General features: G+C 41.5%; 21 protein-coding genes, 1 tRNA gene and 1 other annotated feature. Of the genes, 5 read left to right on the plus strand and 17 right to left on the minus strand.

What is annotated here, in order from left to right:
* Positions 1–82 precede the first annotated feature (82 nt).
* Positions 83–805: an AAA-like domain-containing protein gene (locus AABK37_RS25875; RefSeq protein WP_432554408.1), complete on the plus strand. Its 723-nt coding sequence runs from the start codon at positions 83–85 to the stop codon at positions 803–805.
* Between the two features lie 192 nt (positions 806–997).
* Here the strand turns inward: AABK37_RS25875 and AABK37_RS25880 are convergent, their stop codons facing one another.
* Positions 998–1339 carry a XisI protein gene (locus tag AABK37_RS25880; protein WP_432554383.1) on the minus strand — a complete coding sequence of 114 codons (342 nt, stop codon included), beginning with the start codon at positions 1337–1339 and terminating at the stop codon, positions 998–1000.
* Entirely contained in the window at positions 1327–1743 is a 417-nt protein-coding gene (locus AABK37_RS25885; RefSeq protein WP_432554384.1) for a XisH family protein, read from the minus strand. Before AABK37_RS25885 ends, AABK37_RS25880 begins: the two co-directional genes overlap by 13 nt.
* A gap of 362 nt (positions 1744–2105) precedes the next feature.
* Between AABK37_RS25885 and AABK37_RS25890 the strand changes: the two genes are divergently transcribed.
* Positions 2106–5111, plus strand: a complete 3006-nt coding sequence (locus AABK37_RS25890) for an AAA-like domain-containing protein (RefSeq protein ID WP_432554385.1) — start codon at positions 2106–2108, stop codon at positions 5109–5111.
* A 101-nt stretch (positions 5112–5212) separates the two neighbouring features.
* Here the strand turns inward: AABK37_RS25890 and AABK37_RS25895 are convergent, their stop codons facing one another.
* The 9 genes from AABK37_RS25895 to rplS all read right to left on the minus strand — a co-directional run bounded on the left by AABK37_RS25895 (position 5213) and on the right by rplS (position 9984).
* Positions 5213–5494 (minus strand): hypothetical protein, encoded by a 282-nt coding sequence (locus AABK37_RS25895; protein ID WP_432554386.1) that lies wholly within the window; start codon positions 5492–5494, stop codon positions 5213–5215.
* A 143-nt stretch (positions 5495–5637) separates the two neighbouring features.
* A complete protein-coding gene (gene rplL, locus AABK37_RS25900; protein WP_432554387.1) occupies positions 5638–6033 on the minus strand; it encodes a 50S ribosomal protein L7/L12 in 396 nt (131 codons plus the stop codon).
* A 141-nt stretch (positions 6034–6174) separates the two neighbouring features.
* Positions 6175–6723, minus strand: a complete 549-nt coding sequence (gene rplJ, locus AABK37_RS25905) for a 50S ribosomal protein L10 (RefSeq protein ID WP_432554388.1) — start codon at positions 6721–6723, stop codon at positions 6175–6177.
* A 61-nt stretch (positions 6724–6784) separates the two neighbouring features.
* Positions 6785–6947: a sequence feature (ribosomal protein L10 leader region), on the minus strand.
* Positions 6948–7024: 77 nt separating this feature from the next.
* Positions 7025–7741, minus strand: coding sequence for a 50S ribosomal protein L1 (gene rplA / locus AABK37_RS25910; RefSeq protein WP_432554389.1), 717 nt, complete (start codon positions 7739–7741; stop codon positions 7025–7027).
* A 200-nt stretch (positions 7742–7941) separates the two neighbouring features.
* Complete coding sequence (gene rplK / locus AABK37_RS25915; protein ID WP_263747933.1) at positions 7942–8367, minus strand: 50S ribosomal protein L11; 426 nt, start codon at positions 8365–8367, stop codon at positions 7942–7944.
* Between the two features lie 7 nt (positions 8368–8374).
* Positions 8375–9001, minus strand: coding sequence for a transcription termination/antitermination protein NusG (gene nusG / locus AABK37_RS25920; RefSeq protein ID WP_432554390.1), 627 nt, complete (start codon positions 8999–9001; stop codon positions 8375–8377).
* Positions 9001–9222: a preprotein translocase subunit SecE gene (secE, locus tag AABK37_RS25925; protein WP_432554391.1), complete on the minus strand. Its 222-nt coding sequence runs from the start codon at positions 9220–9222 to the stop codon at positions 9001–9003. Before secE ends, nusG begins: the two co-directional genes overlap by 1 nt.
* Positions 9223–9393: 171 nt before the next feature.
* A tRNA-Trp gene (locus tag AABK37_RS25930) sits at positions 9394–9466 on the minus strand.
* 155 nt (positions 9467–9621) lie between these two features.
* Positions 9622–9984, minus strand: a complete 363-nt coding sequence (gene rplS, locus AABK37_RS25935) for a 50S ribosomal protein L19 (protein ID WP_039747993.1) — start codon at positions 9982–9984, stop codon at positions 9622–9624.
* A gap of 145 nt (positions 9985–10129) precedes the next feature.
* Between rplS and AABK37_RS25940 the strand changes: the two genes are divergently transcribed.
* Positions 10130–11107 (plus strand): glycosyltransferase family 2 protein, encoded by a 978-nt coding sequence (locus AABK37_RS25940; RefSeq protein WP_432554392.1) that lies wholly within the window; start codon positions 10130–10132, stop codon positions 11105–11107.
* A 60-nt stretch (positions 11108–11167) separates the two neighbouring features.
* Here AABK37_RS25940 and AABK37_RS25945 read toward each other — a convergent pair whose 3' ends face one another.
* The 6 genes from AABK37_RS25945 to fabI all read right to left on the minus strand — a co-directional run bounded on the left by AABK37_RS25945 (position 11168) and on the right by fabI (position 16990).
* Positions 11168–11590 (minus strand): type II toxin-antitoxin system VapC family toxin, encoded by a 423-nt coding sequence (locus AABK37_RS25945; RefSeq protein WP_432554393.1) that lies wholly within the window; start codon positions 11588–11590, stop codon positions 11168–11170.
* Positions 11577–11831 carry a CopG family transcriptional regulator gene (locus AABK37_RS25950; protein ID WP_432554394.1) on the minus strand — a complete coding sequence of 85 codons (255 nt, stop codon included), beginning with the start codon at positions 11829–11831 and terminating at the stop codon, positions 11577–11579. Before AABK37_RS25950 ends, AABK37_RS25945 begins: the two co-directional genes overlap by 14 nt.
* A gap of 340 nt (positions 11832–12171) precedes the next feature.
* Positions 12172–13632 carry a polysaccharide biosynthesis/export family protein gene (locus AABK37_RS25955; protein ID WP_432554395.1) on the minus strand — a complete coding sequence of 487 codons (1461 nt, stop codon included), beginning with the start codon at positions 13630–13632 and terminating at the stop codon, positions 12172–12174.
* Positions 13633–14184: 552 nt separating this feature from the next.
* On the minus strand, positions 14185–15150 hold the full coding sequence (locus AABK37_RS25960) for an ABC transporter ATP-binding protein (protein ID WP_432554396.1): 966 nt from the start codon (positions 15148–15150) through the stop codon (positions 14185–14187).
* A gap of 172 nt (positions 15151–15322) precedes the next feature.
* On the minus strand, positions 15323–15967 hold the full coding sequence (gene hisB, locus AABK37_RS25965; protein ID WP_432554409.1) for an imidazoleglycerol-phosphate dehydratase HisB: 645 nt from the start codon (positions 15965–15967) through the stop codon (positions 15323–15325).
* A 246-nt stretch (positions 15968–16213) separates the two neighbouring features.
* The gene (gene fabI / locus AABK37_RS25970) at positions 16214–16990 is read right to left on the minus strand and encodes an enoyl-ACP reductase FabI (protein WP_432554397.1); all 777 of its coding nucleotides are present in this window, start codon (positions 16988–16990) and stop codon (positions 16214–16216) included.
* Between the two features lie 383 nt (positions 16991–17373).
* On the opposite strand from fabI, the gene ntcA reads away from it, so the two are divergent.
* Positions 17374–18045: a global nitrogen regulator NtcA gene (gene ntcA / locus AABK37_RS25975; protein WP_029632465.1), complete on the plus strand. Its 672-nt coding sequence runs from the start codon at positions 17374–17376 to the stop codon at positions 18043–18045.
* A 167-nt stretch (positions 18046–18212) separates the two neighbouring features.
* The gene (locus AABK37_RS25980) at positions 18213–19706 is read left to right on the plus strand and encodes a DUF3084 domain-containing protein (RefSeq protein ID WP_432554398.1); all 1494 of its coding nucleotides are present in this window, start codon (positions 18213–18215) and stop codon (positions 19704–19706) included.
* Positions 19707–19762 lie beyond the last annotated feature (56 nt).

A 19762-nucleotide genomic window follows, 5' to 3' on the forward strand; every position in this document is an offset into this window, starting at 1 on the left:
ATACTTTGATTGCTACAGCACTCGATTTGGTTAATCCCAAGCATCTAAAAAACTGGTTTACAAACTGCTGTTACTGTACTTCATAAACCCGCAATCTGCTGTATATGGTGTAAATAAAAATTGTACTCGTTACTTTCAAAAGCATTTATTATCAGTTAGCGAAAGTCCCTTAGTTTTTGCGATAGATAATTTTGAGCGACTGTTTCAATATCCAGATATTTTTTCTCAATTTTGCTTACTCTTGCGGGGTTGGTATGAAAATGCCAAAGGAGGAGATAGGGTAGCTAATATTTGGAAGAAACTGCGGTTAGTGGTAGTTCATTCGACTGAAGTTTATCCTTCTTTGGATAGCAATCACTCACCATTTAATGTTGGGATACCAATTGAATTACCTGAATTTAATCAGCAGCAGGTAAAAGCTTTAGCGACTGAGTATGAGTTAGATAAACAATTGGGACAAAATTTAATTAAGTTGATAAAGTTGATAGGAGGACACCCTTATTTACTGCAACAAGCATTTGTTAACCTCAAAAATCAGCAAATTAACTTAGAGCAATTGTTTACCCTTGCACCCACAGAAGAGGGAATATTTAGCGATTATCTGCGACAACTATTATGGCATCTACAACATAATTCTCCGCTAGAGGTAGGGTATAAAAAAGTGGTAAGGGCAAATGCACCTGTGCGACTTGATGCTGAAGTTGCATTTAAGCTGCATAGTTTGGGGTTAGTGAAACTTTCAGGTAATGATTGTGTTCCTAGCTGTGATTTATATCGTCAGTATTTTTATGAGCGTTTGGTGTGATTTCGTAGGGTGTGTTAGCTTTGCTAACGCACCATCCGATATTTTCGGTGCGTTAGGACATTCGTCCTAACACACCCTACAAAAATTTTACTTTTCAGGTGATTTCGTAGGGTGTGTTAGCCTGAACTACCTAACGGATATAATGCCCACAAAAATCCTTAACACCAAGCGTATTGCTCTATAAATAAACAACTACGCTACACCATAACCTGTTAATGGACGCTTATATGGCGGATGCAAACCTAAAATAATGTCTTTCTTATCTACACCCATCTCAACCAACTCGTGAGCTAAATCATTTTCCGTCATATTTTCTTGAATCCAAATTTTTCCATCTTTGATATCAATATGAATAAAACAATTATAAATACGATTATATCCTTCCCAACCAATATCTAATAATTGATAATGGTCATTTTCTGTATCACATACAAACTGACATTCCACATCTGTAGTTGATTCACAGTAGCCTACTGTGGCAATAGAAGTTAGTAGTTGGCGAACTATTTTTCGATATTTATCTAATCTTTCCATTCAACAATTTCCTCCTTAACTGGGTCATAAACTAACAGCTTGAGTTGGTAAATTTTTACAGCCTCTTTAATAAACCTCTGTTGAAACAAAGTATTATATGTATCAATAGGAACAGCTAAATATAAAAGTCTATCAGATTCGGTCATTTGCAAACCCAAACGATAGTTTAAAAATTGCCCTAACGCTGCATGAAAATCTGTTATTGCTGAAGGATTTAGAAAACTTTTAATTTCAACTGCTATTTTTTGCCCTGCCCTATCAGCCGCAACAACTCTATCAGCAGCTAAATCTATCTCCAGTTTAACTTTATCAATTTTAATGATTAATGGGTCACCAGTTATCACCCACTGCTCTTTTAAAAGTGCTTGTTTTACTGCATCATAAAATAAATCTTTAGCCGCCATTACTTTTTTCTAAAATTAACTCCCTGTTATATAGCGTTTTCTAAGCAACTGAGGTACACCCAAATCTTGTTTATTAAAGTTAATAGCTTTTAAAACGTACCTCACCAGGTCAGGAACCGCTACATACGCTATAAACACACATGTATCAGCGTAAAATGTTAATAGGAACGTTTATCTACTTATGGTAATAACATACCCTACAACAAGTCTATTTTTCAGTTCCGTTTGGGGTGATTTCCTAGATTTCGTGGTAGGGTGTGTTAGCTTTGCTAACGCACCATCCGATATTTTCCGTGCGTTAGGACATTCGTCCTAACACACCCTACAAGAATTTTATTTTTCAGTTCTGTTTGGGGTAAATCATGTTTGACGAATACAGATTTTCCGGCAGTCTACCAGAAAATGCCAGCACCTACGTCACACGGGAAGCTGACAAAGAATTATATGAATCGCTGACAGCAGGGAAGTTTTGTTATGTTTTAAACTCCAGACAATCAGGAAAATCTAGCATCCGGGTGCGAACTATGCGACGGTTGCGAGATGCTGGGGTGGAATGTGCTGCGATTGATTTATCTGCGGGTGGTGTGCAAAATGTGACACCCGAACAGTGGTATGTGGATTTGATTGATAATTTAATTGAAACTTTTGCTTTAGATGTAGATTTAGCAGAGTGGTGGGTCAAGAATAAATTACACTCAGAAGTAACAAGATTTCGGAAGTTTATTGAAGAGGTTTTGTTAGTTGAAGTAAAAGAAAATATTGTTATTTTTATTGATGAAATTGATAGTGTTCTCAGTCTAAACTTTCCCACGGATGACTTTTTTGCTTTAATTCGCGCTTGTCATAATCAACGGGTTGATAATTCGGATTATAATCGTCTCACTTTTTGTTTGTTGGGGGTAGCTTCTCCGAGTAATTTAATTCAAGATAAGCAACGCACACCTTTTAATATTGGCAGAGCAATTAATCTCAAAGGTTTTCAGTTGCATGAAGTGGAACCTTTAAGAAAGGGTTTGGAAGGGAAATTTCCAGATTCTCAAGTGGTGATGCAGGAGATATTAAATTGGACGGGAGGACAACCATTTTTGACGCAGAAATTGTGTCAGTTTATGGTGGAAGAATCAGAGAAGGAAAACCCACGCACCGTTGAGTCAGTTGTCAAATCACGGATAATTGAAAGTTGGGAATCTCAAGATGAACCTGAACATTTACGCACTATTCGCAGCCGAATTTTAAGAGATGAGGAGCGGGCTGGATATTTATTAGATTTGTATCAGCAAATTCACTCTCATGGAGATGTGGTAAATAATGATAGTGCAGAACAAAGCGAGTTATTATTATCGGGTTTAGTTGATAAACAGCAGGAGAAATTAATACTTTTTAATCGAATTTATCAAGAAGTTTTTAATCAAAATTGGGTTGAAGCTGAATTAAAAAAATTGCGTCCCTATTCGGAAGCTTTTAGAGCTTGGGTTGCTTCTGGGTGTGTTGATGAGTCACGACTTTTGCGCGGTAATGCGCTAAAAGATGCTGAGGAATGGGGGAAAAATAAGAATTTAAGTTATCAAGATAAACAGTTTTTAGCTGCTAGTAGAGAGAAAGAAATTCAAGAGGAAATTGCTGCGAGAGAAATAGAAGCGCAGTTAGAGAGGGAGAGGAAGGACAGGGAAGCGACTGAGGAAAGAAACCTATTATTAACGGAAGCGAATAAAAAAGCTAAACGGCAGATTCGTAATGGTTCGGCTGTTTTATTATTGGCTTTATTGGTTGCTGCAATTTTAGGGGTATTTGCAGCAACAGAAGGAAATAAAGCACTAAAAGCACAAGAAAGGTTTCAAGAGGCTAATACAAAAGCGATAGAAGCGAACAAAAAGGTTGAATATGCTAATAGAAAAGCTGAGGAAGAAGGTAAGAAAGTTATAGCCTTTAAGCAGCAAACTCAACAATTACAAACAATTGCCAATGCTGCTAAACAACAAGCACAACAAGCAACAGAAAAAGCTAAAGAAGAAAAAAGAAAAGCTGAACAAGCACAAATAAATGCTAACGATGCTAATCAAAAAGCTACAGCAGCAATAAAACAAGCTCAAAATGCAGAAAGAAATGCTGATGCTGCTAACCAAAAAGCGATAGTAGCAAAAAAACAAGCTGGAGTTGAACAACAAAAAGCTGAAGAATCACAAAAAATCGCTGATGACGCTAATCGAAAAGCACAAGTAGCAAAAAAACAAGCTCAAGTTGAACAACGTAAAGCTGAAGAATCACAAAAAATCGCTGATGACGCTAATCGACAAGCACAAGCAGCAAAGAAACAAGCAGATAGTTTAGAAACTCAGCTTGCTTTGGGAAAGAAAGATGTTGAAAATGTTCAAAAATTATCTCAATTAGCTGGAGAGTTACGAAATAATAATCTTATATCTGAGTCGGATGAGGCTTTAAAACAGGCTGGTTTATCTTTTAGAGTTAATGACCACAATCTCAAACAAGCTCTATTACTTGCTTCTATGTCGCAAGCATATCAGCAACTTAAAAAGCCAGATGATGCACGAATAAATATCACAGAAAGTTTGAACTATTTACAAGATAAAGGGAATAATATTAATTCGGAACAAAAACTGCAAATTCAAGTTTTAGTCAAAAATACTGAAGTAAATTTACTTTATAAGGAAGATAAAACAAAAGCAATAGAAGCATATCAACAAGCATATAATATTATTAAACTTTATCCGAACGAAACTAACCCCTTTAAAAATAATCAAATTATCAATGCTCAAAATATTGAATCTGTCCATCGAGGATTACTTAACTTACTAACAAATAAGAATCAAGACAATTTTAGACAAGAGGTTCGGAAATCTCTCAAACAACATTTTTTTGCTGAATTGGAATCTTTTTTGAAAGGGAAACAATGGCAAGAAGCTGAGGAAAAAACTTGGAATATGATGCTTTTTATTGCTAATAGAGAAGAAGAGTTTTACCTTGATTACCCACAAATAGAGAATTTTTCCTGTCCTGCCCTTAAACAAATTGATGATTATTGGGTGCAAAACTCAAAAGGTAATTTTGGTTTCAGCGTGCAAAAGAAAATTTGGGTAAGTACAGGAAATAGACTGGGTATTAAACTAGAAGATTGGAATGATAACGATGAAAAAAATTACTTACGCTTCGCAAGTGCAGTAGGGTGGTTGGAGGGGGTTGAAAGACAACCGATTTGGTATTTGGGGGATCTTGAATGGGAACGTATAAAAAAAGATCCAACCAGCCCACGGGTGAGGGGGGGGATACCTGTTGTGTTTCGTCGCGATCGGGTTACGGTTGGCCCGTCGTTATCGTTTCTCGCACTGCGACTTATAAACTGTAACATATAAGCGTCCCAGCCTTTTATAAAGATTTATTTCTTTAGTAATTTCTACGAATTCATAAGCATTTGGCGATTTCGATACCTGGCACTTTAGGTCAAATATAAAACTTATTTAAATAGCTGCGCTGCTATTTTGGGGTCATAGCAATTAGCTGTCACAAACTGTTCTGCGACCTCGCGCACTTCTGAATCAGCAACTTCCCAATCGTCCCAAGGCAGCCGCATTTGTCCGGGGGAAGCCTTATTTTTCCCTTTACCCTTCACAACATGATTGCAATAACTTACTTCCCCAGCGATCGCAATGCATAAACTGTGTAAACTTGGTATTGTCGGGCGATCGCGTTGCTCCCAACTTTGAAACGTCCTCTCATTCGTTGTGTGTGATCGCAAGCTTAACAAGAGTCGTGAATTCCAATTCCTGCTTTGCACAACGCCTGATAAGCGATCGCCTCTATCAGAATGCAGAACCCTTAGAGACGTAGCAATGCTACGTCTCTACATCTTTTCCACTCCTATGTCTAATGGAATTTTGACTACTTCACAGTCACTTTACCACCAGCTTCTTCAATGCGCTTCTTGGCATCCTCAGCAGCATCTTTAGCAATACCTTCTTTAACAGACTTGGGTGCAGCTTCCACCAAATCTTTGGCTTCTTTCAGACCCAAACCGGTCAATTCCCGGACAATCTTCAGTACGGCAATCTTCTTATCAGCCGGAACTGACTCTAGAACTACGTCAAACTCGGTTTGCTCTTCCGCAGCTTCAGCCGGAGCTGCTGCACCACCACCGGGAGCAGCCATTATCATACCGCCGACTGGTGCAGCAGCACTTACGCCGAAAGCTTCTTCAATTTGCTTAACTAATTCAGATGCTTCCAGCAAAGTCAAAGATTTCAATTGTTCCAAAATTTGATCGGTTGTAGCAGACATCGATATAACTCCTGTAATTTGTTTATTGGTTGATAGTTGTTGGTTGATAGTTGTTAGTTGATGGTTGATAGTTGTTGGTTGTTAGTTGATAGTTGATATCTTTTCCCCTAACTCCCGTACAGACGTTCCGGTGGAACGTCTCTACTCGCTTTCGGTGGCGTTGTCGCCTTTATCTTTGTCAGAAATTGCTTGCAAAGCACGCGCCAAGGAACCAGGTACTTCGTTGATACCCACAGCAATCTTGGTAGCCAAGGCGTTGATGCCTCCGGCAATTTGCGCCATGAGTTGTTCTTTGGATGGCAAGTCTCCGAGTACCTTGACATCAGGTTCTTTCAACAAGCGACCATCCATAACGCCGCCGCGAAGTTCTGTCTTCTTGCTGGCTTTCTGGAAGTCTTGGTAAGCCTTTATTGCGCCAGAAAAATCATCTTTAACTAGCAAAAAGGCTGAGGAACCTTTGAGCAACTCGGACATTGGTTGCCACTTTTCCTGTCCTTCAATGGCGATTCCCATCAAGGTGTTCTTTGCTACCTTGCAAATAGTGCCACTCGGACGCAACCGCCGCCGTAAGTCAGTGATTTCGGCGACTGTTAATCCTTGGTATTCAATTACCAGTGCCAAAGTTGACTCGCTCAAAGTTTCTTTGAGGTCAGCAACGATCGCCTTTTTATCTTCTACCGTTCTACTCATCTTTGTTTCACCTCCTCAAACAATTTTTGGCTTTCCCTAAAGAAAGCGTTTTTTCTGACCGACCGAAAACAACAAACCCCAGCTATATCAGCCGGGGTTTTGCAATGTTTTTCATGCGGTCATCACACTTTTTATAAGTGCAATTTCAAGCAATCAAAGTGCAAACCTCGGCAGGATATTAAGCTATTGACACCTGCTGTCTTTGGTGCGTGCCTATTCAATTTTGAGGGGGAGTGGGGAGTGGGGAGTGGTGAGTAGTGAGAAAATTCCCTACTCCCTACTCCCTACTTTCTACTCCCTATTACCCAGCTTCGGTCAGTTTCAAATCGCGTAGGGCGTTGACATCGACTTTAATCGATGGTCCCATTGTGGCAGAGACGTACATTGTCCGCCAATAACGACCTTTGGCTCCTGAAGGACGGTTACGGTCAACAGTTTCTTGCAACGCCTTCAAGTTTACCAACAAATCTTCAGGCGAGAAGGATGCCTTACCAAACATAACATGGACTATGCCAGTACGATCGGCTCTAAATTCTAATTTACCAGCTTTGAATTCAGCGATCGCACTTCCTACGTCAAATGTCACCGTTCCCCCTTTGGGTGATGGCATCAAACCACGCGGACCAAGCAATTTACCCAGCCTCGCTACTTGTGGCATGACATCAGGTGTGGCAATCAGCTTGTCAAAGTCCATCATGCCTTTCTGAATCTGCTCAATCAGTTCTTCCGAACCGACGATATCAGCACCGGCGTTGCTTGCTTCAGTTACTTTTTCCCCTCTGGCAATTACTGCCACCCGGACGATTTGTCCTGTGCCTTTGGGCAATGCTACAGTGGTTCGCAACTGTTGGTCTGTATACTTCGGGTCAATTCCTAACCGGATATGCGCTTCGGCTGCTTCGGCAAACTTTGCTGTGGCTGTCTCTTTTAACAAGGATAAAGCATCTATCGGCGCATAATCCTTATCTTCTACTTTTGCTAGCAGCGCCTGCAATCGGCGCGATACTTTTTTCGTCATTTTCTTTACTCCTGGGGTATATTACGAAGCTTCGCTTCTCCCCCGATATGATTTTGTTTTGTTGGTTGGAGCGTTGATGGTTGTTAGTTGATGGGCATTGGGCATTGGGCATTGGGCAATGGGCATTGGTAATAATTCTTTTCCCCTTTCCCCTTTCCCCTTTTCCCCTCTTCAAATTCCCACTATCCCCTATCCACTAACTAATCCGCGATCGCTACGCCCATATTCTTCGCAGTACCTTCGACAATCCTCATCGCTGCTTCGATGTCATTGGCGTTGAGGTCGGGCATTTTGGTTTGGGCTATTTCTTGCAATTGCGCTTTGGTAATCGAGCCAACTTTCTTTTTGTTGGGTTCGTTTGAGCCTCTTTCAATTTTCGCTGCTTTGCGAATCAACACTGATGCTGGTGGCGTTTTCAGTACAAAAGTAAAACTCCGGTCTTCAAAAACCGAAATTTCTACCGGAATTACCATCCCAGCTTGGTCTGCTGTTTTGGCGTTGTACTCTTTGCAGAACATCATGATGTTCACACCATGTTGACCTAGCGCCGGTCCCACTGGCGGTGCTGGGTTGGCTTTCCCAGCGTTCAAAGCCAGTTTAATAATCGCTACTACTTTTTTCGCCATTTTTTATTTAGCTCTGTTTCTCAACCTGATTAAATTCCAATTCTACTGGTGTATCTCGTCCAAAAATCGAAAGCAAGGCTTTCAGCTTACTCCGCTCTGGACTGACTTCAATCACCTCGCCTTCAAAGTCCTTAAATGGACCATTCAGCACGATTATCTTATCACCAGTCGCCATGTCAATTTTGACAACTGGCTCTTGTTCGGCAGTCTGTTTGAAGATCCGTTCTACTTCTGAGGCACTTAGCGGCATTGGTTTGACGTGACCGCGACCTTTGCCGGTGCCGCGTTTTTGTTCGGCTCCCACGAAGTTTATTACATGGGATGTATTTCGCACTACCTGCCATACGTCATCGTCCATAACCATCCGCACTAGCACGTAGCCTGGAAACACTTTTTCTTCTGTGTTTTGGCGACTGCCATCTTTACGGATTTTCACCGCCGGCGTGTGAGGAATTTTCACATCGACAATTTTATCAGCGACATCAAATGTTTGAATGCGCTGTTCTAAGTTTGTCTTTACACGCTTTTCACAGCCACTAGCTACTTGTACTGCATACCAGCGTGCTTCTCGCAAAGCATCCAGTGCTGTTTCTGCTTCTTCTAAGTTGCGTGGTTCGTCTGTTGCACCAACCATCAGAATACCTGTTTTGCTGCCCAAGTAAATAATCCATCGACTAAATATATCAAAGATGCGGAGAGTGTTACCATCAGCAACACTGCTGCTGATTCGCTTACCAACTGCTGGCGACTGGGCCAAACCACTTTCTCCAGTTCTTCTCTAAGACCTTGATAGAAGTTGGATATGCTCAACCCATTAGTGGTTTCTGGCATTTCTGCTTCGTTTTTCTTTGCCACAGTCGTTTATCTCCGCGATTCTTTGACGAGCTTTTATTCACAGCTATTGTCTGTTACTTTCGATTTCGGTGAAAGTCAAGCAGGCTGCAAATACAATTATACCCAAAACTTTCCGTACTTGCTGAACAATTAGCAGTTGTGTACTTGTTTCGGGCAATTTTGTTTTCAGAGCGCGCCCTGGAGGACTTGAACCCCCGACATCAGGTTTTGGAGACCTGCGTTCTACCAACTGAACTAAGAGCGCACAAGCTGTTTACTATGAGCGTCCGAAGCGCTGAACTTTATCTAGTCTAACGCAATTTGACTTTTAAATCAACACTTATGGGCGAGCTTATAAAACAAATCAGCGGCAGGAGCCGCGATTCAAAGTGGAGATTTCTCCCATATAGAGAGCGCGAATTACAAAGGACGGTCAAACCGTTGTTTGATTCGGGTAGCTTTACCTACGCGATCGCGTAGATAATACAGTTTAGCACGTCTTACCTTACCACGACGGATAACTTTGATGCTATCAATCCGGGGAGAATGCAAAAGAAACACTCTTTCAACGCCAACACCTTGAAATACTCGACGTACTGTAATGGTTTCATTAATTCCGCCATTACGTCTGGCAATTACTACGCCTTCGTATGGTTGCACGCGGTATTTGTCGCCTTCTTTGATTTTGACACCGACTTTAACTGTGTCGCCGACGTAAATATCGGGCAAATTAGATTTTAGTTGTTCCGCTTCAATCGAGCGGATTATTTCTTGCGCGTTCATAGTCTATTTAAAAAACTCACAATCATCCATAATAATTCGAGAACCCCTTTTGAGTCTAGTTGTTTCCGAAGTAAGATTTTTCCGGTACAACTACCACAGAATCAGAAGGTATATTTTAAACGGCTATGTCACAGGTGTGAGATTTATGAAATTTAGTGTCGTCATCACCACCTATAATCGTTTAGACTTGCTGCGACGAGCGATAGATTCTGCTGTTAATCAGACGATTGAGTGTGAAGTAGTAGTTGTTGATGATTGTTCATCTGATGACACTGAAGCTTATGTCAAAAGCTTGGGAAATCAAGTTGTTTATCACCGTCACGAAGTTAACAAAGGTCATGCAGCATCGGTAAATACAGGAGTTGCCAAAGCTAGTGGTGACTGGGTTAAATTTTTGGATGATGACGACTACTTAGCAGCGAATTGTTTGGCAGAAATGACTTTAGCGATCGCCAAACACGCTGAAGTCTCAAATGATGTATCCTCAGAAAAGAATTCTCAAGCTGTCATCGCATCCTGTATCGCAGCTCAAGTCGATAACAATGGGGAGCATCTCAGCCGCACCCCCCATCTAGGTCCTGGATTAGCTTTTTATATTCCCCAAGCTGATATTCACTACGGTATGCTTTTAGAGCTTTTGCCCTTTGGCACTCCCGTACAAGTAGCGTGTCGTCGTGACGTTTTTCTGAAAGTTGGTGCTTGGGACTCAAAACTTGATGCTAACTGCGATGACATTGATTCTTGGATTCGCATTGCTCAGTTTGGCGATGCTATTTTCCTCAATCAGTGCCTAGCTTACCGTACCATCTGGGCAGGTGCTTATAATCAAAAATTTTCTCTGCAAAAGCGACTCGATACAAATATTTTGATGAAAGAGAAAATTTACGCCTTTGTGAATGAAAAACATCGCTCTAATATCCCTGCGCTTGCGGATATTAAGAATTATTTGAAGTTACATTGGGCAATAGTTGCACTCAAGCAAAGAAACATTAACACCGTTTTGCATATGCTTGATTTATCTGTACTTTCTCCTGTGGCTTGGCGACTTTTACTAAATGCTGTTTTATCACGCGGCAGCAATCCAAAAAATGCTCATATTCAGAAGTATATGTTGATTAATTAATAGATTGGGCATTGGGTAAAGTCGAGTTTTGCACAAAAAAATGCGCCTCCACACCACCCTTTAACTATCCAACACCATCAAATTTTCAAATGGATGGTGATTTTTCCAGCGATAGGTATTAAAATCTCGAAAATCTATCGATAAAATTCTTCCATGCCCCAAATCTTCTGCTAAAACCACTAGTGAAGCATCGGCAAGATCCATTGGCAAGTTCGCATATTTTTCCATCAGTTCACAAATACGTCTACCATGATACGGTTGCAAATCAAAAACCGTAAATACCCCTAGATATAAGTTATTGATGAAACTTCCTTGCGCGTGGTTGCCCATCGTTTTTAATAGTAAATAACAAGTTTCTGTAACGACGGAACAAGTTGTAATCAGAGGTTCGTTGAGATTTGCAAGTACTGTTACTGTTTTTTGGTGATACGAGTCATTTCGATTTGCTAAGGCTAACCAAAAGCCCGTATCAACTATAACCATACTTATCTTTCAAGTTATCTGTCAAAATTGACTTGTAGTTTATAGACAAATTAGCATCTGCCTGTCCACAACCAATAAAACCAGTTTGTGTCAGCAAATCTAGTGGTTTCTGCTGCTGAAGCTGCTTGTAGTATAAATCAATAGCAGTTTTAATTACATCCGTTACTGCTTGATCGGTCTGCTGTTGAATGTAAGTTAGTTTGTGAGCATACTCTTCATCTAATCGCGCATTAATTCGCATAACTATTTGATTTTGTCATAAGCTTGTATGACAAGTTTAACATATCCGTAGCTTAAGAGAAGTTAAAGGCGATGGCTTATATGATGTCCGCGCTCATTAACAGTAATAAAAACACGCAACCGTCACGCATAGACGTTCCTTTTGTAACGTCTCTACAATATGTGTAATTCTAAGGAGATGATATTATGCGATCGCTCTTTTTTGTGCCTACTTAACTGCTAACAGTAGCAAACAGCATGTCATATTGAATAAAAAATGCGATCGCTTTTACCCAAAGCAGGAAGCGCGATCGCTCCCAAAGAAGACGAAAAAGCTTGACAAACGCCCCCAATATGTTTATTTAGAAACCAAGAAATAAAGATCGCAGAATACCTAACACACCAGCTACAGGATTGATAATACTGCCTACGGTTTGACCAACCTTGGCTGTACCAGAGCGGTAAACTACGACAACATCATTATTGCGGAGTATCGGATTAGTTTGCGGATTAATGCCTGCGGAAAAATCGACTTTGACTTTACGTTTGCTGACAGTACCATCAGGATTGAGGCGAACCAAATCGACAGCAGAACTGCTAGCATTAGCACCATCGAATCCACCCGCAGCAAGTATCGCTTGATTTAAGGAACTATTAGGCTTAATATCTACAGTCCCGGGTCTTTTAACTTCGCCTACTACCCCAACTTGAATAGTAGCCGCAGACAAAGTAGTATTAGCTAACACGGTAGCATCTGCTGCGTTAATTTCTGTTGCAGTTGGGAAGAAAATCGTATCTCCGTCTTGCAAAATTGTGTCTTGATTGACATCACCACTTTGCAATAGTTGCCAAAGATTGATATCTATAATTTGTTCTCCACCGGCTCTTGTCTGTCGGCGGATTTTGACGTTGCGAATGTCAGCTTGTGGTGTAATTCCTCCAGCTAACTGAAGTGCCCGCGTTACAGTTGGCTGACCGGTGATACTTACCCCAGCCCCAGCACTACCTGCGTTTCCCCCACCTGTATCACCTTGGGTAACAAGATACGATCCCGGACGATTCACTTCACCAACTACTGCTACCGTGCGGGGTCTGGTGGGGTCAGCGGCAAAGTTAGCGGCAGATAAATTGCGTGCTTCTGCCAAGTCGAGTCTGGCTGCTGTTGGCACAACAATCGTATCTCCATCCCGCAAGGTAATATCTTGTGATAACCTGCCTGTTCGGATGAGTTCTTTCAAATTGATTGTGACTACTTGCTCTCGACCGCTGCGTCCTAGCTTGCGCCGTAATTGCACTTGAGTTATATCCGCATTACTGAGTGTCCCCTGAGCTGTTGTAATTGCGGCTAATACGGTTGGGTATTGCACGCCAGGATCGTTACCGGCGCCTCCTTGCAAGCTGAGAGAGTAAGCGCCAGGACGTGACACTTCTCCAGCGACGATAACGTTAATCGGACGAGGTGATAAAAGATTGACTGAGATTAGGGGACGTTTGAGAAAGCGAGCATATCTTCTGGCAATTTCGTCAGATGCTTGTTCGGTTGTTAGCCCTTGAACGGCGACGCTGCCAATCAAAGGTAGGTTGATCGCGCCTCCAGGAGGTATTTGGTACTCGCCCGTATATTCTGGCACTTCAAACACGTTAACCCGGATGCGATCGCCTCCTCCTAAGGTGTAATTTGCATCGAGTTGTCTGGTAGCTGCTGCTGCTCGGGGTTGTCTTTGAGCTTGGCTAACATCCGGCAAAGCGACACTAAGAGCCATTAACAACGCTACACTTGCAACTGACTGGGTGAGGAATTTCAACATACCTGTATTAAGCATACTTAGCTGATACCACCATAAATAAAGTGCTCTATTAACATTCTTCTCTTGACTATACGTAAGTATTCAAGTTCCCCAACATTCTTATTTTCATAAAAAAGCTTTTTTTTCCGGAGGCAAATTGTTGATTTGATTTGAATTTTTGGTAAAGTTAACTTAAAGTTTTATTCGGCAAATTTTCGAGAAGGAATAAATTCAATTTAGGCAAGCATCAAATTTTCTTTTCTTGATTATATACTAAGATGATGTAGCGCAAAGAACGATATTTTCAAATCTCATGCAGGCTTTATAAAAGAGAACAAAAAAAGTATAGTTTTGATAAATATAATCAACTAGGTATAAAAAGACTAGCTAATTTATGAAAAAATCGAGCTGAACTGATTCCTTCAGATTCCCGACTTCTTGAAGAAGTCGGGAATCTTATTTTTCAGGCTTCTATTTAAGACTGGTATATTTTCCAAATAACTTGATTATAAATAAACTCATATTAGATTTTCTCAGCATTACAGCTTTTAGCATAGTTGCTTTGTTATATTACTTAACAGAATGATTTTATTTTTTAACTTGTTGCATAAAAAACTCTTCTAAGGAAAGACCAGACAAGTTCATAGCAATAATCTGCCCATTCATCAAGCGGAGACTAGCAAGAAAATCATAGTAATCTTTTTGTAGTTCGCCTTGCCAAGAACCATCAGGTTCAAATTCTAGACTAGGTATCCATTTTTTGAGAACTTCCGAGTCACCACCTTGACCTTTGACACGATATGTGCTTTTAGTTCCTAAAAGTTGATTGAGGGAACCAGAGCAAATTAATTGACCTTGAGAGAGAATAGCAACGCGATCGCATATTTTCTCTACTTCACTGAGAATATGGCTATTGAAAAAAATTGTCTTGCCAGCAGCTTTTAACGATAGGATAATTTCTCGCATTTGATAGCGTCCCACCGGATCGAGTCCAGACATTGGTTCATCTAAAAACACCAGTTCTGGATCGTTAATTAATGCCTGTGCCATACCCACACGCTGTAGCATTCCTTTGGAGTAGCGACGCATCTGTTTTTTGCGAGCATCCGTTGGAGATAAGCCCACTAATTCTACCAGTTCCGGGATGCGTTGGCGTTGCACGCTTTGGGGAATTTGGAATAGTCCGGCTGCTAGCTGCAAAAATTCCCAGCCAGTGAGATAATCATACAAATAGGCATTTTCAGGTAAATAGCCGATACGTTCTTTAACAGTGCGATCGCCTAGCGGTCTACCCAATAATAATCCTCGTCCAGCCGTGGGACGGATAACTCCCAGCAACAATTTTAAAAGCGTAGTTTTCCCTGCACCATTTGGTCCTAACAAACCAAAGGTTTCTCCCTTGTAAACTTTTAAAGAACAGCTTTTGAGGGATACGACTTTTTGATTCATCCAAAAGCCGGTACGATAGACTTTTCTTAACTCGGAAGTTAACACTACTGGCGCACGGTCTGTAGTACTTAGTTGAGAATCAGGCGTATCTGCAACAGACTTCATTTCTATTTAAATTGTGCTTGTGGCTACAGCAAAGATATTATATTTATACAAAGGGAAAAGGGCAAAGGGCAAAGGGCAAAGGGCAAAGGGGCATCCTTGATTTAAAATTAGTACGAATGTTTAAAACTACTTCTTCCTTTTCCCTTTACCCTTTAACCTTTCCCCCTCTTCTTCATAAAACGCCTTTAGAACTGGGAATCATACCAGCACGACGGGTATCGATTTCTACCGCCATCCGCATTGCCCTCGCAAACGCCTTAAATGTCGCTTCAATAATGTGATGGGAATTAATGCCATCAAGTTGACGGATGTGTAGCGTCATTTGGCTATGATTTACCACCGCTACAAAAAATTCCCGTACTAGTTGGGTGTCGTAAGTTCCCACGCGAGTCGTAGGAATTTCTAAACCATAGCTTATATGGGGACGACCGGAAAAATCCAGCGCCACTTGAATTAAAGCTTCATCTAAAGGTGCGAGGAAATTACCAAAGCGGACAATGCCTTTGCGATCGCCTAATGCTTGGCTTAATGCTTGCCCTAAAGTAATACCTACATCTTCGTTGGTGTGGTGGTCATCAATTTCTAAGTCTCCCTTAGCTTGAACATCCAAGTCAATCAGTCCGTGGGAAGCTATTTGATGCAGCATGTGATCCAAAAAGGGAATGCCAGTTGCGGCATTACAAATACCTGTACCATCTAGGTTGATGGTGACTTGCACATCGGTTTCACCAGTAGTGCGGCTAACTGAGGCAATGCGAGAAGTTTTATTTGGCTGGTCGTGGTGTGAGGAAAGAAGTTGGCGATCGCTTATTTGCATAGGAAATGGGGAATGGGGCATGGGGCATGGGGCATGGGGCATGGGGCATGGAATATGGGAATAATTATCAATTACGGCAGATGCACGGCTGCCCGGAAACCCGGACACCAGATGCCTCAAGTCGGCAAAGCCGCCCACGGCGCTGGCTCTCCAACGCACTGCCGATGGCGGACACACTGCTCAAGTCGGGCATTGCCCTGACTGTGCAGGTGTCCTCCCCAATGCGATAGGGCCCTTTGCCCAATTTTACATCCCCATGATTTCATATCCTGCATCTACATACAGGACTTGTCCAGTAATTCCGCTGGCTAAATCGCTAGATAAAAAAGCTGCCGCATTGCCTACTTCTAGTTGACTGACAGTGCGTCGTAAAGGTGCAACTTGCTCTACATGATGAATCATATCCAAAATGCCGCCCACGGCACTCGATGCTAAAGTGCGAATCGGACCTGCGGAGATGGCATTTACGCGAATATTTTGCGGACCTAATTCAGATGCAAGGTAACGCACGCTCATTTCTAAGCCGGCTTTAGCGATTCCCATGAGGTTGTAGTTAGGAATCACTTTAACGCCACCTAAATATGTGAGCGTAACAATGCTACCACCTTCTGTCATTAAAGGTTTGGCTGCACCTGCTAGCTGGATTAATGAGTAAGTGCTAACTTCTAAAGCTTTATTAAAACCTGGACGCGAGGTTTGACTAAAATTTCCAGTCAAATCTTCTTTGTTCGCAAAAGCAAGACAGTGGATCAAAATATCTAATTTGCCCCACTTTTCGGCGATTGTATTAAAAGTAGATTGAATTTGCTCATCATTTTCTACATTACACGGAAGAAACAAACTAGGACTGAGGGGTTCGACCAATTCCGCGACTTTTTTTTCCATTTTACCTCGGTCATCTGGAAGGTAAGTAATACCGATGTTGGCGCCGCAAGAGTGCAGTTGTTGGGCTATTCCCCAAGCGATCGAGCGGTTGTTGGCAATGCCTGTGACTAGAGCGTTTTTCCCGGCGAGATTTAACATAAAAATTTTTAACGTACACGATCACAGATTGAGCATACTAGAATCTGAGCCTGGTTTGTCGAGAGTTTTAGCAGTATTTGCTATTGAGTATTTTGTCGTCGGTTCCTTGGGGAATGAATAGATTCTTGCTTCTTCCTTAAGATATTCTCAAGAAAGCGTGAATTTTTTGAGAAAAAACCTGTTGAGTACAACTTTGGATCGTAGCTATTAAGGACTAGTAGCTGGAACTATCAAAAATTATGTATCATTATAAACAAATAGCTATGAATATATGACCATAAGTATAGTAAAGTACAAAAAGGTTGACGGTGTGTTATTGATTTTTCGGGTGTATTCTTAGGAAATCAGTTTTAATTTTTCCGGCATTGGGTAGGGGAAGGTAGATGATCGTGGCACAAGATAAAGCCCTAGCAAATGTTTTTCGTCAAATGGCAACCGGAGCGTTTCCGCCGGTTGTGGAAACGTTTGAACGCAATAAAACGATCTTTTTTCCTGGCGATCCTGCCGAAAGAGTTTATTTTCTTTTGAAAGGTGCTGTAAAACTTTCCAGGGTTTATGAGGCAGGAGAAGAAATAACTGTAGCACTACTAAGGGAAAATAGCGTTTTTGGTGTATTGTCATTACTAACGGGAAATAAGTCAGATCGGTTTTACCATGCTGTTGCTTTTACACCCGTGGACTTGCTTTCAGCACCAATTGAACAGGTTGAGCAAGCACTGAAGGAAAATCCCGAATTGTCGATGTTAATGTTGCGGGGTCTATCTTCGCGCATTTTACAGACAGAGATGATGATTGAAACTCTCGCTCACCGAGATATGGGTTCGAGGTTGGTGAGTTTTCTGTTGATTCTGTGTCGGGATTTTGGCATTCCTTGTGCGGATGGAATTACAATTGATCTGAAGCTATCTCATCAGGCGATCGCTGAGGCAATTGGTTCGACTCGCGTCACCGTCACCCGCTTACTGGGCGATTTGCGCGAAAAGAAGATGATTTCCATTCACAAGAAAAAGATTACTGTTCACAAACCTGTTACTTTAAGCAGGCAATTTACTTAGCATACAATTGAGGCTTAGGCAATAGCGCTCGTTCATTTTTTAGAAATAATACCATTATGTGAAGGTAAATCTAAAAAGGGAATTGTTTTGCTATTGCCAACCTCAAATTAACCGCAAAGAATGACTGAAAGTAGTAGGCTGTATCTGGAAGGATTCGGTAGCGTTATATGACCACCGGGTACATCCTCATAGCGGCAATTTTAATTCTAGGGGGCGTGATAGCCACTGTGGGCGATCGCATTGGCACACGGGTTGGCAAAGCACGCCTCTCTCTATTCAAGCTGCGTCCCAAAAAGACCGCAGTACTGGTAACTATTTTCACAGGCGGTTTAATTTCCGCGTCAACTTTAGGTATTTTATTCGCCGCTGATGAAGGATTGCGTAAAGGAGTCTTTGAGCTAGAAGATATTCAAAGAGACTTAAGGCACAAGCGCGACCAGCTAAAAACCGCAGAAGCGCAAAAAAGTCAAGTAGAAGTTGAACTAGACAAAGCCAAAAAAGAACAAACCCAAGCTCAACAACAATTGCAGCAGACTAATCAATCGTTGAAAGAGGCAAATGCTAAACAACAAATTACACAAGCTCAATTAAACCGTACTATTGCTCAACAGGCTCAAACTCAAGCGAACCTGCAACGCACGCAAAACCAGCTAGATCAAGTTGTTAGTCGATATAAACAAGCTATAAATCAACTCTCAAGCGTTTCCCAGCAACAGAAAGCACTAGTGGCTGGAATTCAACGCTTGAGGGGAGAACGCCAACGATTATTTGATGAAGCCAAAAAAGCGATCGCAGAGGCTCAAACAGCAATTAAAAAACGCGATCGCGAACTTGCTAATCGCCAAGAAACTATCGAACAGCGCGATCGAAAAATTTCTCAACTAGATCGACTCATCAGAGAGCGCAATTCAGCAATTGCCTCGCGAGAGCAAGTAATTACCCAAAGAGAATCTCGGCTCAAAGAACTAGAAACACAACAGGACTATCTAGAAGAGGAAGTGGCAAGGCTAGAAAAATATTACGAGTCTTTTCGCTACTTGCGTTTGGGTAAAGTTGCTTTGGTTCGGGGTCAAGTTATTGCTGCTGGCGTAATTCGCGCTCCTGAACCTGCCGTTGCCCGTACTGCTGTGATTCAACTATTACAAGAAGCTAACCGTAATGCCAACATAGAATTAGCTGAACCAAATACAAATCCTGTCAATAATGTGCAAATATTACGTGTTACCCAAGAGAGGGTTGAGCAACTCAGCAAGCAGATTAGTGATGGTCGAGAATACGCGGTGCGAATTTTCTCTGCTGGTAATTACGTCAGGGGTGAAAAGCAGATAGAATTTTTTGCCGATGCAGCGCGAAATCAAGTTGTCTTTACCGGGGGAGAAGTCGTGGCTACAACTACTGCCGATCCGCAAACCATGACATCCTATCAGTTGCAGCAGCGGCTACAACTGCTAATTTCGGCTTCTCAATTTCGCGCCCGCAATGCAGGAATTGTCGAAGATATTCAAGTAGAGGGTCCGGTGCTTCGGTTTATTGCTCAACTAAAGCAGTACGATCAACCTGTGGATATTAAAGCTGTTGCAGCAGAAGATATTTATACAGTCGGACCACTGAAAGTAAGATTACTTGTTATACAAAACGGACAAATTATTTTTAGTACATAAAAAATGAATGGGGAATGGGTAATGGGCGTTGTCAGAAAATAAGATGAATTAAATTT

The organism is Tolypothrix sp. VBCCA 56010, from assembly GCF_050875635.1.
GTDB lineage: Bacteria > Cyanobacteriota > Cyanobacteriia > Cyanobacteriales > Nostocaceae > Hassallia.

Coding starts and splice junctions, on each gene's coding strand:
- AABK37_RS25880 (WP_432554383.1), bottom strand. CDS start 1,339: ATGGAAAGATTAGATAAATATCGAAAAATAGTTCGCCAACTACTAACT.
- AABK37_RS25885 (WP_432554384.1), bottom strand. CDS start 1,743: ATGGCGGCTAAAGATTTATTTTATGATGCAGTAAAACAAGCACTTTTA.
- AABK37_RS25890 (WP_432554385.1), top strand. CDS start 2,106: ATGTTTGACGAATACAGATTTTCCGGCAGTCTACCAGAAAATGCCAGC.
- rplL (WP_432554387.1), bottom strand. CDS start 6,033: ATGTCTGCTACAACCGATCAAATTTTGGAACAATTGAAATCTTTGACT.
- rplJ (WP_432554388.1), bottom strand. CDS start 6,723: ATGAGTAGAACGGTAGAAGATAAAAAGGCGATCGTTGCTGACCTCAAA.
- rplA (WP_432554389.1), bottom strand. CDS start 7,741: ATGACGAAAAAAGTATCGCGCCGATTGCAGGCGCTGCTAGCAAAAGTA.
- rplK (WP_263747933.1), bottom strand. CDS start 8,367: ATGGCGAAAAAAGTAGTAGCGATTATTAAACTGGCTTTGAACGCTGGG.
- nusG (WP_432554390.1), bottom strand. CDS start 9,001: ATGGTTGGTGCAACAGACGAACCACGCAACTTAGAAGAAGCAGAAACA.
- rplS (WP_039747993.1), bottom strand. CDS start 9,984: ATGAACGCGCAAGAAATAATCCGCTCGATTGAAGCGGAACAACTAAAA.
- AABK37_RS25940 (WP_432554392.1), top strand. CDS start 10,130: ATGAAATTTAGTGTCGTCATCACCACCTATAATCGTTTAGACTTGCTG.
- AABK37_RS25945 (WP_432554393.1), bottom strand. CDS start 11,590: ATGGTTATAGTTGATACGGGCTTTTGGTTAGCCTTAGCAAATCGAAAT.
- AABK37_RS25950 (WP_432554394.1), bottom strand. CDS start 11,831: ATGCGAATTAATGCGCGATTAGATGAAGAGTATGCTCACAAACTAACT.
- AABK37_RS25955 (WP_432554395.1), bottom strand. CDS start 13,632: ATGCTTAATACAGGTATGTTGAAATTCCTCACCCAGTCAGTTGCAAGT.
- AABK37_RS25960 (WP_432554396.1), bottom strand. CDS start 15,150: ATGAAGTCTGTTGCAGATACGCCTGATTCTCAACTAAGTACTACAGAC.
- hisB (WP_432554409.1), bottom strand. CDS start 15,967: ATGCAAATAAGCGATCGCCAACTTCTTTCCTCACACCACGACCAGCCA.
- fabI (WP_432554397.1), bottom strand. CDS start 16,990: ATGTTAAATCTCGCCGGGAAAAACGCTCTAGTCACAGGCATTGCCAAC.
- ntcA (WP_029632465.1), top strand. CDS start 17,374: ATGATCGTGGCACAAGATAAAGCCCTAGCAAATGTTTTTCGTCAAATG.
- AABK37_RS25980 (WP_432554398.1), top strand. CDS start 18,213: ATGACCACCGGGTACATCCTCATAGCGGCAATTTTAATTCTAGGGGGC.